The organism is Halobaculum limi (assembly GCF_029490015.1).
GTDB classification, from domain to species: Archaea; Halobacteriota; Halobacteria; order Halobacteriales; family Haloferacaceae; genus Halobaculum; species Halobaculum limi.
Genome location: NZ_CP120468.1, coordinates 1874518 through 1889557 on the forward strand (window position 1 = coordinate 1874518; position 15040 = coordinate 1889557).

General features: G+C 66.5%; 18 protein-coding genes and 2 tRNA genes. 18 read left to right on the forward strand and 2 right to left on the reverse strand.

The genetic code is table 11. From position 1 onward, the window contains the following. Positions 1 to 57: 57 nt before the first annotated feature. Positions 58 to 1203 carry a dihydropteroate synthase gene (locus tag P0D77_RS09360; RefSeq protein ID WP_277552758.1) on the reverse strand — a complete coding sequence of 382 codons (1146 nt, stop codon included), beginning with the start codon at positions 1201 to 1203 and terminating at the stop codon, positions 58 to 60. 149 nt (positions 1204 to 1352) lie between these two features. Here P0D77_RS09360 and P0D77_RS09365 point away from each other — a divergent pair, with 149 nt between their 5' ends. Continuing rightward, entirely contained in the window at positions 1353 to 1943 is a 591-nt protein-coding gene (locus tag P0D77_RS09365) for a DUF8114 family protein (protein WP_277552760.1), read from the forward strand. Then, on the forward strand, positions 1940 to 2758 hold the full coding sequence (locus tag P0D77_RS09370; protein ID WP_277552761.1) for an RNA methyltransferase: 819 nt from the start codon (positions 1940 to 1942) through the stop codon (positions 2756 to 2758). Before P0D77_RS09365 ends, P0D77_RS09370 begins: the two co-directional genes overlap by 4 nt. A 57-nt stretch (positions 2759 to 2815) precedes the next feature. Here P0D77_RS09370 and P0D77_RS09375 read toward each other — a convergent pair whose 3' ends face one another. Continuing rightward, complete coding sequence (locus P0D77_RS09375; protein ID WP_277552764.1) at positions 2816 to 3304, reverse strand: MaoC family dehydratase; 489 nt, start codon at positions 3302 to 3304, stop codon at positions 2816 to 2818. Between the two features lie 297 nt (positions 3305 to 3601). On the opposite strand from P0D77_RS09375, the gene P0D77_RS09380 reads away from it, so the two are divergent. From P0D77_RS09380 to rpsB, 16 genes are all read left to right on the forward strand, one after another. Continuing rightward, positions 3602 to 5374 (forward strand): glutamate--tRNA ligase, encoded by a 1773-nt coding sequence (locus P0D77_RS09380; protein ID WP_277552765.1) that lies wholly within the window; start codon positions 3602 to 3604, stop codon positions 5372 to 5374. 126 nt (positions 5375 to 5500) lie between these two features. Next, on the forward strand, positions 5501 to 6970 hold the full coding sequence (locus tag P0D77_RS09385) for a CoA-acylating methylmalonate-semialdehyde dehydrogenase (protein ID WP_277552766.1): 1470 nt from the start codon (positions 5501 to 5503) through the stop codon (positions 6968 to 6970). An 88-nt stretch (positions 6971 to 7058) separates the two neighbouring features. Beyond that, positions 7059 to 8600 (forward strand): sensor histidine kinase, encoded by a 1542-nt coding sequence (locus P0D77_RS09390; protein WP_277552768.1) that lies wholly within the window; start codon positions 7059 to 7061, stop codon positions 8598 to 8600. 198 nt (positions 8601 to 8798) lie between these two features. Beyond that, positions 8799 to 8882: transfer RNA gene (locus P0D77_RS09395), tRNA-Ser, on the forward strand. Positions 8883 to 8901: 19 nt separating this feature from the next. Next, positions 8902 to 9429 carry a 30S ribosomal protein S13 gene (locus P0D77_RS09400; RefSeq protein WP_277552769.1) on the forward strand — a complete coding sequence of 176 codons (528 nt, stop codon included), beginning with the start codon at positions 8902 to 8904 and terminating at the stop codon, positions 9427 to 9429. Next, positions 9426 to 9950: a 30S ribosomal protein S4 gene (locus tag P0D77_RS09405; RefSeq protein ID WP_277552770.1), complete on the forward strand. Its 525-nt coding sequence runs from the start codon at positions 9426 to 9428 to the stop codon at positions 9948 to 9950. Before P0D77_RS09400 ends, P0D77_RS09405 begins: the two co-directional genes overlap by 4 nt. Beyond that, on the forward strand, positions 9951 to 10346 hold the full coding sequence (locus P0D77_RS09410; protein WP_277552771.1) for a 30S ribosomal protein S11: 396 nt from the start codon (positions 9951 to 9953) through the stop codon (positions 10344 to 10346). A gap of 2 nt (positions 10347 to 10348) precedes the next feature. Continuing rightward, positions 10349 to 11098: a DNA-directed RNA polymerase subunit D gene (locus tag P0D77_RS09415; protein WP_277552772.1), complete on the forward strand. Its 750-nt coding sequence runs from the start codon at positions 10349 to 10351 to the stop codon at positions 11096 to 11098. A gap of 144 nt (positions 11099 to 11242) precedes the next feature. Further along, a tRNA-Leu gene (locus tag P0D77_RS09420) sits at positions 11243 to 11327 on the forward strand. 123 nt (positions 11328 to 11450) lie between these two features. Further along, positions 11451 to 11807 carry a 50S ribosomal protein L18e gene (locus P0D77_RS09425; RefSeq protein ID WP_277552774.1) on the forward strand — a complete coding sequence of 119 codons (357 nt, stop codon included), beginning with the start codon at positions 11451 to 11453 and terminating at the stop codon, positions 11805 to 11807. Continuing rightward, positions 11804 to 12271, forward strand: coding sequence for a 50S ribosomal protein L13 (locus P0D77_RS09430; RefSeq protein WP_277552775.1), 468 nt, complete (start codon positions 11804 to 11806; stop codon positions 12269 to 12271). The genes P0D77_RS09425 and P0D77_RS09430 overlap by 4 nt, the downstream gene beginning before the upstream one ends. Next, a complete protein-coding gene (locus P0D77_RS09435; RefSeq protein ID WP_277552776.1) occupies positions 12265 to 12663 on the forward strand; it encodes a 30S ribosomal protein S9 in 399 nt (132 codons plus the stop codon). Before P0D77_RS09430 ends, P0D77_RS09435 begins: the two co-directional genes overlap by 7 nt. Before the next feature lie 12 nt (positions 12664 to 12675). Then, complete coding sequence (locus P0D77_RS09440) at positions 12676 to 12870, forward strand: DNA-directed RNA polymerase subunit N (RefSeq protein ID WP_277552779.1); 195 nt, start codon at positions 12676 to 12678, stop codon at positions 12868 to 12870. Beyond that, the gene (locus P0D77_RS09445) at positions 12867 to 13049 is read left to right on the forward strand and encodes a DNA-directed RNA polymerase subunit K (RefSeq protein ID WP_277552780.1); all 183 of its coding nucleotides are present in this window, start codon (positions 12867 to 12869) and stop codon (positions 13047 to 13049) included. Before P0D77_RS09440 ends, P0D77_RS09445 begins: the two co-directional genes overlap by 4 nt. After that, complete coding sequence (eno, locus tag P0D77_RS09450) at positions 13046 to 14257, forward strand: phosphopyruvate hydratase (RefSeq protein ID WP_277552782.1); 1212 nt, start codon at positions 13046 to 13048, stop codon at positions 14255 to 14257. Before P0D77_RS09445 ends, eno begins: the two co-directional genes overlap by 4 nt. Further along, on the forward strand, positions 14254 to 15036 hold the full coding sequence (rpsB, locus tag P0D77_RS09455) for a 30S ribosomal protein S2 (protein ID WP_277552784.1): 783 nt from the start codon (positions 14254 to 14256) through the stop codon (positions 15034 to 15036). The genes eno and rpsB overlap by 4 nt, the downstream gene beginning before the upstream one ends. Positions 15037 to 15040: the final 4 nt, after the last annotated feature.

Sequence of the window (15040 nt, forward strand, 5' to 3'; positions counted from 1 at the left end):
CCGCGGTGCCCTTCCGGCTTCCATCGTCAGATATCGACCGATTGGGTATAAGTTTTCTTACTCTGTCGGACGCTCGACCGACGCCAACGCGGCGTCCAAGGCCTCAGAGACGCCGCGTGCGGCATCTGCGGTCGCAGCGATTCCCCGCGTATTCCCCAGCAACAGCGCCGTCGTCGCGGCCTCGCCTGCGACGACGACGGCCGACGAGTCGGCGGCCCCCGCGCGGAGTGCCCCGAGTTGTTCGGCGTCGAGACCGTCGAATTCGTACACTCGCGCGACTGCGTCGGCCGCGGCTGTCGCGTCACCGCCCACGCGGTCGATGTGCCGGCGAGCGTCGCCGGTGGTCGTCACGTCGAGTTCTTCCACCGACACGTCGTCGTCGTAGCGGGCGCGGTCGCGAGCGAACTCCTTGCCGATGAGCGCCGCGTCGCGCGTCTCTCGCACGTCGTGCGTGCGGACGATGTGTGCGCCGCGTTCGACGGCCATCGACGTGGCCGCCAGCGAGACGGGAAGCGCCTCCTCGGTGGTCCGGTCGGCGACGCTCCGGAGGAAGTTCTTCCGGTTGATCGAGACGAGGAGCGGTCGCCCGTAGCCGCGGAACTCCCGCAGGCGGTGGAACGTCTCGCGGTCGTCTGCGATGGTCTTCTCCTCGGACCACCCGCCGAACGCTGGGTCGAGGATGGTCTTGTCGGTGAAGCCGTTGAGCGACAGCGCCTCGTAGATGTCGTCGACGTCCTCGATAGCACCCGGTCGTTCCAGATCCGGCGGCGAGGCCATCTTGGCGACGGCGGCATCGTACTCTTCACAGACACGGGGCATCTCGGAGTCGGCGAACCCACAGATGTCGTTGACCATGTCGAACCCGCGGTTCAACGCCTCCGCTGCGACCTCGTGATAGCGCGTCTCGATGGAGAAGACGGCGTCACCGGAGACGCTCTCGATAGTCTCGATGGCCGTGTCGAGGCGCTCCAGTTCCCCCTCCGCAGAGAGCACCTCGAACTTCTTGTTCGCAGATTCCAAGCCGACGTCGACGATGTCTGCGCCCTCGTCGATGAGTTCCTCGTCGACGTACTGGGCGGCTTCGCCGGGGTCGTCGTACACGCTGGGGTCGTACGGCGACTCCTTCGAGACGTTCAACACGCCCATGATCCGTGGGGGATGGTCGTCACCGATCTCGAGGCCCGCAGCGTCGACTGTTCGCATAGGGATCGCCACGGGAGCCGCGTGTTTCGGTGTTGTGGTCCCGGCGGGGACGAACACGGCGACGAGACGGCGGCCGACTCGGCGCTCGACGCCGTCGAGACGGTCCCGGAACGCGCCGTTTATGCCCGCCGCGGCGCAACGCCGGGGTAATGGGAAAGGTGAGCATCGGCCTGCGCGGCTGGCGCTTCGACGAGGACGACCTCTTCACCGACGCGGGCGGGTGGAGACCGCTGGAGGAGATTCCGAAAGACCCCCGCCACCGCCTCGTTCGCCTACAAGTCGTGATGGGCAAGCCCTGTGACGCCTGCTATCTGATCCACGGCGAGGAAGAGAAGAAGCGGTGCAACCCCGCGGCCATCGTCTACGGCGAACCGCTTGACGAGGTGTTGCTGTGTGACGACCACGAGGCCGACTTCCTCTACTGGTTCCGCGAACAGGGCGGCAAGACTATCGCGGGCGAGGAGACGTTCCGCGACGCCTTCCACGAGTGGTTCGACGACGGCGGCCGCGCGCCCGACGGCTACGGCGGGATGGAGTACGTCGAGGAGGCGCCCGAAGACCTGCCGGACCTGCGCGACCCCGAAGACCTGTACGAGGACGACGATCTCCTCGTCGACGAACGTCCGGACTTCGAGGACGGCGACGACGCTGACGACGCGGATGCCGACACGAGTGACGGCGATGGCGACGACGACCTCGACGTAGACGACCTCGACCTCGACCGCGAGTACCCCTCATGAGCGACGGGGAGCGCAGTGACGGCGACGACGACACCGACCACGGCGACCACGCAGACCGCGAGTTCGTCGTCGTCGTCGTCGAACCGGAGACGCCGGGCAACGTCGGCACCATCGCTCGCGCGATGAAGAACTTCGGGCTGACCGACCTCAAACTGGTCGACCCGCCCGAGATCGACCGCGACAGCGAGGCGTACGGCTTCGCCGGCCACGCCCGCGAGGACGTGTTGCCGAACGCCGACACCGTCACCCTCGACGAGATTGTCGAGAACTACCACACGGTCGGGACGACCGCGATCACCGGCGAGGACGCCCGCCGGCACGTCCGCTTCCCGTTCAAGACGCCCGCCGAACTCCGCGAGTCGCTGGCGACGGTCGACTCCGACACCGCCCTGGTGTTCGGCCGGGAGGGGACTGGTCTCAACAACGAGGAACTGGAGCAGTTGGACGAACTCATCTCGATCCCCGCGAACCCCGAGTACCCGGTGATGAATCTCGGACAGGCGGCGACGGTGACGCTGTACGAACTCCGGTCGCTGTTCCTCGACGAGTACCAGTTACCCGAAGTCGAGCACGAACGCGCCCCCGAACCGGAGATCGAACGCTTCTACGAGCAGTTCGGCGCGTTCCTCGACCACGCGGAGTCGCGCGACCACAAGCGCACCCGCAGTCAACGGCTGATCCGGCGACTCGTCGGTCGGGCACACCCCACGAGCAAGGAGATGACGACGCTCACAGGCGTGTTCCGGCGGGCGACAGACCTGTTGGAGCGAACTGACCACGCCGACCGCGAACGCGCCGAGGACGAAGCACGGTAAAGGCGGCGTCGTCGGCGTTCCTGTCCGTGACTGCGCTGTGATCTGTCGACCCTCTCGCTACTCTACGTCGTCGGCTTCGTTGTCTCCCGCGTCGGTTACGGGGCCGTCCTCCCGGCGCAGGTACATCACGTTCCCCACCATCGAGAACACCTCCTCGTCGTCCTGATTGAACGTCTTCGTCCGGGCGCGGACCAGTCCACGCTCGGGCCGTTCGGGCACCTTCTCGATCACCTCGTTTTCGATCCGGAGCGTGTCGCCCGGACGGACGGGGACGCGCCAGCGCAAGTCGTCGACGCCTTTCGCGCCGACGGTCGCAGCGTCCGAGAGGTGGCCGTCCACGAGCAGTCGCATCGTCATCGCGGCGGTGTGCCACCCGGAGGCGATGAGGCCGCCGTAGGGCGACTCCTCGCGTGCGCGGTCGGCGTCGACGTGGAACCACTGCGGGTCGTACTGCTGTGCGAACTCCTGCACCTCGTCGTGCGTCACCTCGTAGGAACCGAACTGCTCGACGGTCCCTACCTCGACGTCTTCGAAGAAGATTGGCATAGCCGCCGGTCCACGGCGAAGCATATGAATCCCGGTGTGTGCGGCGGTGATTAGGATGGTATTACCCCCCGAACGGCCGACACCACGACGTGAAATGACGTGAACGGTCGATGTGCATATGTCGTCGACTGTCGTTATGTTGACTGCCCCTACCCGGGTGTGCCTACGCACCCTCCGGCCGTGGCGAGGAGACCTCTGGGGGAGGCCCGTCGCCGCGGCCTGCTGTTACACCGACCAGCCGTGCGTCTCCGCCCAAATCCGGACGCGTTTTGGGGCCGGGCGGAGAAGCGACGCCCAATGGACGACGACCTCGAAGAGCGTGTGCGCGCTGAGGCGCGAAAGCACGCGCTCTACAACGCGTTGAAACACGGCTCCGACCCGGACGTGGGTGCGATTATGGGCCCGCTGATGGGCGAGAACCCCGACTTCCGACCGCACGGCGACGCCATCCCCGGCGTCGTCGCGCCGGTCGTCGGCGAGGTGAGTGGGATGGACACCGAGGAGCGACGCGAGCGACTCGCGGAACTCGACCCAGAACTCGTCGAGGAACTCGACGCCGAAGACGAGGAGGACGACCAGGTGCTCCCCGACCTCCCGAACGCCGACGAGTACGACGAGATTCGGATGCGCCTCGCGCCCAATCCCAACGGCCCGTGGCACCTCGGCTCCGCCCGAATGCCCGCCGTCATCGGGACGTACAAAGACATGTACGACGGGTGGATGCTCTGCCGGTTCGACGACACCGACCCCGAGACGAAGCGCCCGGACTTGGACGCCTACGACGAGATTCTCGACGCCATCGGCTACCTCGGGTTCGAACCCGACGAGGTGCTGAAGGCCAGCGACCGCGTCGAGACGTACTACGACCACGCACGCGACCTCATCGAGAAGGGCGGCGCGTACACCTGTTCGTGTCCCGCCGAGCACTTCCGCGGCCTGAAGGCCGACGGCGAACCGTGTGACCACCGCGACAAGGACGTCGAGACGGTCCACGAGGAGTTCGAGGCGATGGTCGACGGCGAGTACAGCGACGGCGAGATGGTGCTCCGCGTCAAGACCGACATCCACCACAAGAACCCCGCGCTCCGCGACTTCGTCGCGTTCCGGATGGTCGACACGCCTCACCCCCGCGAAGAGGCCGAAGACTACCGTGCGTGGCCGATGCTCGACTTCCAGTCGGGCATCGACGACCACCTCACGGGCGTCACCCACATCATCCGCGGCATCGACCTGCAGGACTCCGCCAAGCGCCAGCGGTTCGTCTACGATTACTTCGGCTGGGAGTACCCCGAGGTCGTCCACTGGGGCCACGTCCAGATCGACGCCTACGACGTGCCGATGTCCACCTCGACGATCAAAGCGAAGGTCGACTCGGGCGAGTTGACTGGCTGGGACGACCCCCGCGCACCCACGCTCGCGTCGGTGAAGCGCCGCGGCATTCGCGGTGAAGCCATCGTCGACGCGATGGTCGAACTCGGCGTCTCGACGAGCAACGTTGACCTCGCGATGTCGAGCATCTACGCGAACAACCGCGACCTCATCGACGACGACACCGACCGGCGGTTCCTCGTTCGCGACCCGAGCGGGTCCGCCGTCGACGACGGCGCTCGTCTCCCCGCCGCCGCACCGGCGTCGCTCTCTCTCGGTGAAGACGTGCCCGACGTGGGCCACCCGCCGCTACACCCCAACCACGAGGACCGCGGCGACCGCGACGTGCCTGCCAGCGAGTCGGTCCTCCTCGAAGCCGACGACGTTCCCGCCGACGGCGAGCGCGTGTGGCTGAAGGGCCTCGGCTGTCTCCGCCGCGACGGCGACGAACTGGACTGGGTCGGCACCGACATCTCACTCGTGCGTGAGGAGAACGTCCCCGTCGTCCACTGGGTCGGCGCGGGCGACGACGAACACGTGCGCGTGCGGATGCGAACGATGGACGGCGACGTGGTGGGATACGCAGAACCCGGCTACGCCGACTACGACGCCGACGACCTCGTGCAGTTCGAGCGTGTCGGCTTCGCCCGGTTCGACAGCGAGAGCGATGACGAGTTGCTCGCCTTCTACGCCCACCCGTAACGACGACTGACCGGGTCACGCTCGACCGCACGAACCAGGTTCCTTCTCCGTTCGCTGTGTCTCGCTCATCGCTCCTACACTACCGCCAACGGTAGCTACTTCCCACGAGGTGTGTGAACGATCACTATGGTTGAGCAGATCGCAGACGGCGAGGTGGCACACAACTACGTCGCCGGCGAGTGGCGCGAGGCGACCGGCGAGGAGTCGCTGGACGTGGAGAACCCGGCGACGACGGAGACGATGGGCTCCGTCCGATTCTCGTCGGCCACCGACGAGGACGAAGCCATCGCGCGGGCGAACGAGGCGTTCGAGACGTGGTCGAGCACCGCCGTCGAGGAGCGCATCCAGCCGTTGTTCCGACTGAAAGCGCTGTTGGAGGAGCACCAGGAGTCGCTGGCGGAGGTACTCGTCACCGAACACGGGAAGACGAAGGCGGAGGCGATGGGGGAGATTCGCCGCGGTATCGAGAACGTCGAGGTCGCCTGCGGCATCCCGACGATGATGCAGGCGGGTCACCTCCCGCACGCCGCGCCCAACATCGACGAGACGGCGGTACGCCAACCGCTGGGCACGGTCGTCGCGGTGACGCCGTTCAACTTCCCCGCCATGATCCCGCTGTGGTTCCTGCCGTACGCGGTGGCGACGGGCAACACGTTCGTCCTCAAGCCGAGTGAGCGTGATCCGTTCACGGCGAATCGGATCGCCGCCCTCGTCGACGAGGCGGGCTTCCCGGACGGCGTCCTCAACGTCGTCCACGGCGGCCCGGACACGGTGAATCGCCTCATCACCCACGACGGCATCGAGGCGGTATCGTTCGTCGGGTCGACGCCCATCGCGAAACACGTCTACGAGACTGCGGCGGGGGCGGGCAAGCGCGTGCAGGCACAGGGTGGCGCGAAGAACCACGTCGTCGTGAGCGCGAACGCGGACCTGGAGTACGCCGCCGAGCAGACGTGTTCCTCCGCGTTCGCCAACGCCGGCCAGCGGTGTCTCGCCAATCCGGTCGCCGTCGTCGAGGACGCGGTGTACGACGAGTTCGTCGAGCATCTCGTCGAGAAGGTGGAGTCACTGGAGGTCGGGCCAGGGTTGGAAGACGAGACAGATATGGGGCCGCTCGTGTCCGGCCCACACCGCGACTCGGTGCTGGAGTACGTCGAGACGGGCATCGAGGAGGGTGCGGAGGTGATCCTCGACGGGCGCGAACGCGACGTTCCCGAGACGGGCTATCACCTCGGCCCGACCGTCTTCGGCGACGTGGACCCGGACGCGACGGTCGCCCGCGAGGAGATATTCGGACCGGTGCTCGCACTCATCCGCGCGGACAACTTCGACGACGCCGTCTCACTGGTCAACCGCTCTGAGTTCGGCAACGCGGCGTCGTTGTTCACCCGTGACGGCGGCGAAGCACGGCGATTCCGTCTCGACATCGACGCAGGCAACGTCGGCGTCAACGTCGGGACGGCCGCGGCGATGGCGTTCTTCCACTTCGGCGGCGACAAGGATTCGTTCTTTGGCGACCTCCACGCGCAGGGCGACGACGCCGTTCGATTCTACACCGACGAGACGGTGTACATCGAGCGGTGGCCCGAGGAGTGAAGGCGTCGTCGCACGACCACGAATCTCGATGACAGCTTGACGGTCGCTCGGGGGAACTATTTAATCGACGCGGCGTGGTACCCTCAGTATGACTACCGACGAGGACGAATCCACGGGTCCCTCCACCGATCAGACCGTGGACAGGGGGGCCCTGCTCGACCCCGCGCTCCTCGACCGGATGACGGACGCGTTCTTCGCCGTCGATTCGGAGTGGCGATTCACCTACCTCAACGACCGCGGCAGAGAGGTCATCACTGACGCCGCGGTGGGCGGTGCCGAGGGCGACCTCATCGGTCAGGATATGTGGGAAGTGATCCCGGACGCGGTCGACGGCGAGTTCTACGAGCGCTACCACGAGGCGATGGAGGCCCAGAAACCGGTGGAGTTCACGTCGTACTACGGCCCACTGGCGACGTGGTTCGACGTGCGGGCGTACCCGTCGGCCTCGGGGCTGTCGGTGTTCTTCCAAGACGTCACCGAGGAACACCAGCGTATCGAACAACTCCAGGCGCGTGAGGAGGCGTTGCGCACCATCACCGAGACGATGGCAGACAGCGACCGGACGTTCGAACAGCAAGTCGACGGGTTGCTCGCGGTCGGTCAAGAGGTGTTGGGGACGGAGTTCGGAACGCTGTCGCGCATCCGTGACGAGACGTACGTCTTCGAGGTGGTGCGTGGCCTCGACGGCGTCGTCGAGGTCGGCGACGAACTCGACCTCTCGACGACCAACTGCGAACGGGTCGTCATCTCCGAGGAGTCGCTGGCCCTCAACGACATCGGCGAACAGGACACAGAACTCGCGTCTCGGGCGGGCAACGTCGAGATGGGAGTCAACTGCTATCTCGGCGCGCCGGTCACGGTGAACGGGAGCGTGTACGGCACGTTCTGCTTCTACGACCTCGTCGCCCGTGAGGATCCGTTCGAGGACTGGCAGGTTGCACTGGTGGAATTGATGGCGGAGTGGATATCCTCGGCGCTGGAGCGACAGGTCATCGAAGAGGACCTCCGCCGGCAGAACGACCGCCTCGAAGAGTTTGCGGCCATCGTCAGCCACGACCTACGGAACCCCCTCGCGGTCGCCAAGGGGCAGACCGAGTTGGCCGTCGCGGACCGAGGCGACGACGACCGACTCGAGAAGGCGATGCGAGCACACGACCGGATGGAGCGGATCATCTCAGACATGTTGACGATGGCCCGGAGTGGCACCGTCGTCGAGGACCCGGAAGCGGTCGACCTCTCGACGGCTGCGCTTCAAGCGTGGGGAACCGCCGACACGGCGCAGGCGACGGTCGACGCCGACGACGCGCCGACGGTTATGGCCGACGAGAGTCGCTTGGCCCAACTCCTTGAGAACCTGTTTCGCAACGCCGTCGAACACGGCGGCGAGTCGGTGACGGTGACTGTCGAAGCGACCCCCGACGGCTTCGCCGTGAGCGACGACGGCCCCGGTATCCCCGAGGACGACCGCGAGGACGTGTTCGACCACGGCTTCTCGACCAGAGACGACGGAACCGGCTTCGGCCTCAGCATCGTCCGGGAGATTGCGGAGGCACACGGGTGGACCGTCTCGGTCGGCGAGGCGGCCACCGGTGGGGCACGCTTCGAGTTCGGCGACGTCGACCTCGCGTGAGGCAGCGTCGAGAGAGAACCGATCATCACTGGCTGTGTCGGTCGTTCACACGGTCGTGACGCCCTCACACGGTCGACTCACCTTTCGTGACGCTTAAGTACAGCCTCCGAGTTACACCGAACGCAGACACTGTAGGGGCGGCCGGCCCCGAGTCCGGAGCCGTGATGGCTCACGTGGCGACGATACAGCACATACGGTGTTGCGGTAGCCAAGCCTGGCCCAAGGCGCTGGGTTGCTAACTCAGTGGCGCAAGCCTCCGGGGTTCGAATCCCCGCCGCAACGCTGTCCACACAGACAAGATATGAGTGCAGAAGAACCAGAGAATGCGCCCGACGCTGAGGAGGACGACGAGGACCTCCAGTACTTCGTCCGCATCGGCCAGACGGACCTGGACGGGACGAAGAGCGTCGAGCGCAGTCTCAGTGATATGAACGGCATCGGCCAGCGCACCGCGCGCCTGGTGGCCGAGGCCGCCGACGTGGATCGAACCGCCACGTTCGGTCGCCTCGATCAGGACGACATCGACTCGGTCGTCGACGTCGTCGAGAACTTCTCCGACCACGTCCCCGAGTGGATGGTCAACCGGCAGAAGGACTTCTTCACCGGCGAGACCGCTCACATCGTGGGCTCGGACCTCAACGAGAAGCGCCGCCACGACATCAACCGGATGAAGATGATCGACTCCTACAAAGGCATCCGCCACAAGCGGGGCCAGAAGGTTCGCGGACAGCGGACCAAGTCCACGGGTCGTACCGAGGGCACCATCGGGGTCAACGTCGAAGAGATCCGCGAAGAACAGGCGGAAGAAGCAGCGGGTGAAGACGAATGAGCACCGGCACCTCCACCAAGCGGTACGAGACGCCGAATCACCCGTACCAGGGCGAGCGTATCGACGAGGAGTCGGACCTGCTCTCCCGCTACGGCCTGAAGAACAAAGAGGAACTGTGGCGTGCGCAGTCTGAACTGCGCCGCTACCGCCGTGAGGCCCGAAGCCTCATCGGCGACGCGCAGGGCGACGTCGACGCCGCTAACGAGGCCGGCGCCGACTTCGTCGCGCGGCTTCAGCGCCTCGGCATCCTCGACGACACCGACTCGATCACGGACGTCCTGTCGCTGGACGTGACGGACGTGCTCGAACGCCGTCTCCAGACGGTCGCGTACCGCAAGGGCCTCGGCAACACGGTCAAGCAGGCACGACAGTTCATCCTGCACGGCCACGTCGTCGTCGGCGACGCACGCGTCACTCGACCGTCGTACAAGGTCGAGACCGTCGAGGAGGACCTCGTCGCATTCGACGAGATCAGTCCGCTCGCAGACGAACTTCACCCCGAACGCGCGGAGGGTCAGTAAATGAGTGAATCCGAATCCGGCGAGGGTCGCTGGGCCATCGCCAACGTGTTCTCGTCGTTCAACAACACCCTCATCACGGTGACCGACATCACCGGGGCCGAGACGCTGATCAAGTCCTCGGGTGGTGCCGTGGTGAAGCAGAACCGCGACGAAGCGTCGCCGTACGCGGCCATGCAGATGGCCGAGGGCGTCGCCGAGGAACTGCTCGCACAGGGCATCGAAGGCGTCCACGTCCGCATCCGCGGACCGGGCGGCAACGCACAGAAGTCCCCCGGGCCGGGCGCACAGCCGACGATCCGTGCGCTCGCCCGTGCCGGACTTGAGATCGGCCGTATCGAGGACGTCACGCCGATCCCGCACGACGGAACGCGCGCGCCCAAGAAGAACCGCCTGTAACCATGGCAGACGACTTCGACGTCGAGGTAGTCACGCACGACGACCGCTCCGCCAGACTCCTCGTCCGTGGGCTGACGCCCGCGGTCGCGAACGGACTTCGGCGGACGATGCTGTCGGAAGTGCCGACGTTCTCGATCGACACCGTTCGGTTCGTCGAGAACTCGTCGGTGATGTTCGACGAGATGGTCGGCCTGCGTCTGGGCCTCGTCCCGCTGACGACGCCGCTTGACGACTACGAGGTCGGCGACACCGTCACCCTCGCGCTCGACGTCGAGGGGCCCGCGACGGCGTACTCGGGCGACATCGAGACGTCCGACGATCTCGTACAGCCAGCCGACGAGAACGTCCCCATCATCGAACTGAAAGAGGGACAGCGGCTGGAGTTCGAGGCCGACGCGGTGCTCGACTCCGGGAAGGAACACGCGAAACACCAGGGCGGCGTGGCAGTCGGCTACCGCCACCTGCAACGTGTCGAGGTCGTCGGCGACGCCGACGAGTTCGACGAGGAGGAGCCGAACATCCTCCGCGGCGTCATCGAGACCGAGGACGGCGAACTGGTCCACACGGACGAGTTCGGCGCCGACCTCACGAATCGGTACCCCGGTAAGGAACTGGAGGTCACCGACGTGCCTAGCGCGTTCGTCTTCCACATCGAATCCGACGGGTCCCTGCCCGTCGAGGAACTCACTCTCCGTGCGGTCCAGTCGCTTCGCGACCGCGCGGACGAACTCGCAGAGAAAGTCGCAGTTTAACGACAATGAGTCCGTCCCACACCCACCTTCGACCGTTCGCCCGTACGGCGTTCCCGCCCGGCCAGCAGGGGCGCCGTCACCGCCTCGCACAGGCGGGGTGGACCGAAGGGGTTAACCGATGGGACGGCAAACGACGGGACGCGAGCAGGGGTAGCCCAGTCTGGCCAACGGCGCAGCGTTCAGGGCGCTGTCCTGTAGAGGTTCGCAGGTTCAAATCCTGCCCCCTGCACTCCCGTTCTCTCACCACATTCGACTCGGTCACGACCGGACCCGGCACACCCGTACGGCGACGTGTGGGCGCTGCCGGCGGCTCGCGACCGAGTCCACATCACTCCACTCAGGAGGTACTCGTATGAGTAGTAGCAAGACCAATCCGAGACTTCAGAACCTCATCGCCGAACTGAAGTCGGTCGCGCGGTCGTCCGATGCCAACGTCTGGCAGGACGTCGCCGACCGGCTCGAAAAGCCGCGGCGCACGCACGCGGAGGTCAACCTCGGCCGCATCGAGCGGTACGCAAACGAGGACGAGACCGTCGTCGTGCCGGGCAAGGTGCTCGGCTCGGGCGTGCTCCGTAAGGACGTCACCGTCGCCGCCGTCGACTTCTCCGGCACCGCCGAGACGAAGATCGACCAGGCTGGCGAAGCCGTCCGGCTGGAGGAAGCGCTGTCGAACAACCCCGAAGGGACCAACGTCCGGGTGATCCGATGAGCCTCGCAGAGTTCGAACCCGACGTCGTCGTCGACGGACGTGACGCCATTATGGGTCGCGTCGCGTCGAAGGTCGCACAGCGCGCGCTCGACGGCGAGCGCGTCGCAATCGTGAACGCCGAGCGCGCAGTCATCACTGGCGACTCGGAGTTCACCGTCGAGAAGTACCGCACTCGCGCGAACCTCGGCTCCGACTCCGGGCCGTACTACCCGAAGCGGCCGGACCGCATCTTCAAGCGGTCCGTCCGCGGGATGCTGCCGTACAAGACCACGAAGGGTCGCGAGGCGTTCGAGAACGTCCGCGTGTACGTCGGTAACCCGTTCGAGTCGGAGACGACCTCGCCCGACGAGGACGCACCGGAGGCCGAGGTGCTGGAAGGCACCTCGCTCGACCGACTGTCGAACATCAAGTTCACCACCCTCGGTGAGATCTCCGAGGATCTGGGGGCCAACGTCACATGGTAACGAACACGTCTGGAAAGAAGAAGACGGCCGTCGCCCGTGCCACCGTCACCGACGGTGAGGGGCGCGTACGTATCGACTCCCAGCCCGTCGAGCTGGTCGAACCCGAGATGGCACGCCTGAAGATGCTGGAGCCGTTCCGCATCGCCGGCGAGGACCTCCGCGACGAGGTCGACATCGACGTCTCCGTCAGCGGCGGCGGCTTCGCGGGGCAGGCCGACGCGGCCCGCACCGCCATCGCACGCGGCCTGGTGCAGCATCGCAACGACGCCGAACTTCGCGACGCCTTCATGGAGTTCGACCGCACCCTGCTGGTGAACGACTCCCGGCAGAGCGAACCGAAGAAGTGGGGCGGGCCCGGCGCACGCGCTCGCTACCAGAAGTCGTACCGCTGAGGTGATCCACCCATGATGATCCCTGTCCGGTGTTTCACGTGCGGCAACGTCATCGGTGAACACTGGGAGGAGTTCAAGGCCCGCGCCCGCGAGGGCGACGAGGACCCCGCAGAAGTCCTCGACGAACTGGGCGTCAGCCGCCACTGCTGCCGGCGGATGATGGTGAGCCACACCGACCTCGTAGACGTCGTCTCACCGTACCAATGAGCGGAAACCTCGAATACAACCGATACGAGAAGGCTCGCATCCTCGGCGCACGAGCGCTGCAGTTGGCGTACGGTGCGCCGGTGCTCGTGGACACCGACCAGTCTGAGCCGATCCTCATCGCGGCCGAGGAGTACGACGCCGGTGTGCTACCGTTCACCGTCCGGCGGGGGATGCGATGACGCTGATCGGCTCCGTGTCGCTGCGTCGCGTCCTCGACTCCCGGGGCAACCCGACCGTCGAGGCGGACGTGCTCACCCAGTCGGGCGGCTTCGGCCGCGCGGCCGCCCCCTCGGGGGCGTCGACGGGCGAGTACGAAGCCATCGAACTCCCGCCCAACGAGGCTATCGCGGCGGCCCGTCAGCACGCGGTGCCGCGACTCGAAGGGACCGTCCACGCGGGCAACCAGCGCGACGTCGACGCCGCGCTGCACGCCGCTGACGGCACCGAGGACTTCTCGGAGATCGGCGCCAACAGCGCCGTCGCCATCTCGATGGCGGCTGCGAAAGCCGGCGCAGACGTGCTGGGCGCACCGCTGTTCCAGCACCTCGGCGGCACGTTCCGTGACGCCGACCGGTCGTTCCCGATCCCGCTGGGCAACGTCGTCGGCGGGGGCGAACACGCCGCCGACGCGACCCACATCCAGGAGTTCCTCTCGGCACCCGTCGGTGCGCCGTCGGTGGCGGAGGCGGTCTTCGCCAACGCCGACGTGCACGCCGAAGTCGCCGAGATTCTCGACGACCGCGGCATCGCCGCCGCGAAGGGCGACGAGGGTGCGTGGGCGCCCGCCGTCGACGACAGCGAGGCGTTCGACATCGTCGACGAGGCGACCGACCGCGTCGCCGACGCACTCGGCTTCGAGATCAAGTTCGGCCTCGACGTGGCCGCCTCGGAACTGTACGACGCAGACGACGAGGTCTACCGCTACGGCGACGTCGAGCGCACGCCCGACGAACAGGTCGAGTATATGGCCGAGTTGGTCGAGGAGTACGACCTGGCGTACGTCGAGGATCCGCTCGACGAGAACGACTTCGAGGGCTTCGCAGACCTGACCGAGCGTGTGGGCGACCAGACGCTGATCTGTGGTGACGACCTGTTCGTCACCAACACCGAGCGCCTCTCGACTGGGATCGACGTGGGTGCAGCCAACAGCATCCTGATCAAGCCGAATCAGATCGGGTCGCTGTCGGACGCGTTCGACGCCGTCGAACTGGCCCAGCGCAACGGGCTGGACGCGGTCGTCTCCCACCGCTCGGGCGAGACCGAAGACACCACCATCGCACACCTCGCCGTGGCGACCGACGCCTCGTTCATCAAGACGGGGACGGTCGGAGGCGAGCGAACCGCCAAGCTGAACGAACTCATCCGCATCGCGGAGGAGGCAGTATGAGCGAAAGCGAGAACGACGCAGACACCGAAGAGGCGGCCGACGCCGAGGAGGAGGTCGAACAGACCCCGCCCGCGGCCGAGGAGTCGCCCGACGAATCTGAGGCACAGCCGACGGAAACCGACGAGACGGTCGACGCCGACGAGGCGGAGGCCGCCGACGAGAGCCCCCGCTTCGACGAGGACGTCATGCCCGACGACGAGGCGGACCTGCTCATCCCCGTCGAGGACTACCTCTCGGCGGGTGTCCACATCGGTACCCAGCAGAAGACCAAGGACATGGAGCGGTTCATCCACCGCGTCCGCGACGACGGCCTGTACGTCCTCGACGTGAGTCGGACGGACAGCCGCATCCGCACCGCGGCGGACTTCCTGTCCAACTACGACCCCGAGCAGGTGCTCGTCACCTCCTCGCGGCAGTACGGTCGCTTCCCCGCCGAGAAGTTCGCCGACGCAATCGGCGCACGCGCCCGCACCGGGCGCTTCATCCCGGGGACGCTGACGAACCCCGAGTACGCCGGCTACATCGAGCCGGACGTCGTGGTCGTCACCGACCCCATCGGTGACGCACAGGCGGTCAAGGAGGCCATCACGGTCGGCATCCCCGTCATCGCGATGTGTGACTCGAACAACCAAGTGAGCAACGTCGACCTCGTCATCCCGACGAACAACAAGGGTCGCCGTGCCCTGTCGGTCGTCTACTGGCTGCTGGCCAACGAGACGCTCGACCGCCGCGGTGCAGAGCCCGGCTACGCCCTCGAGGACTTCGAGGCCGAACTGTAAGCCG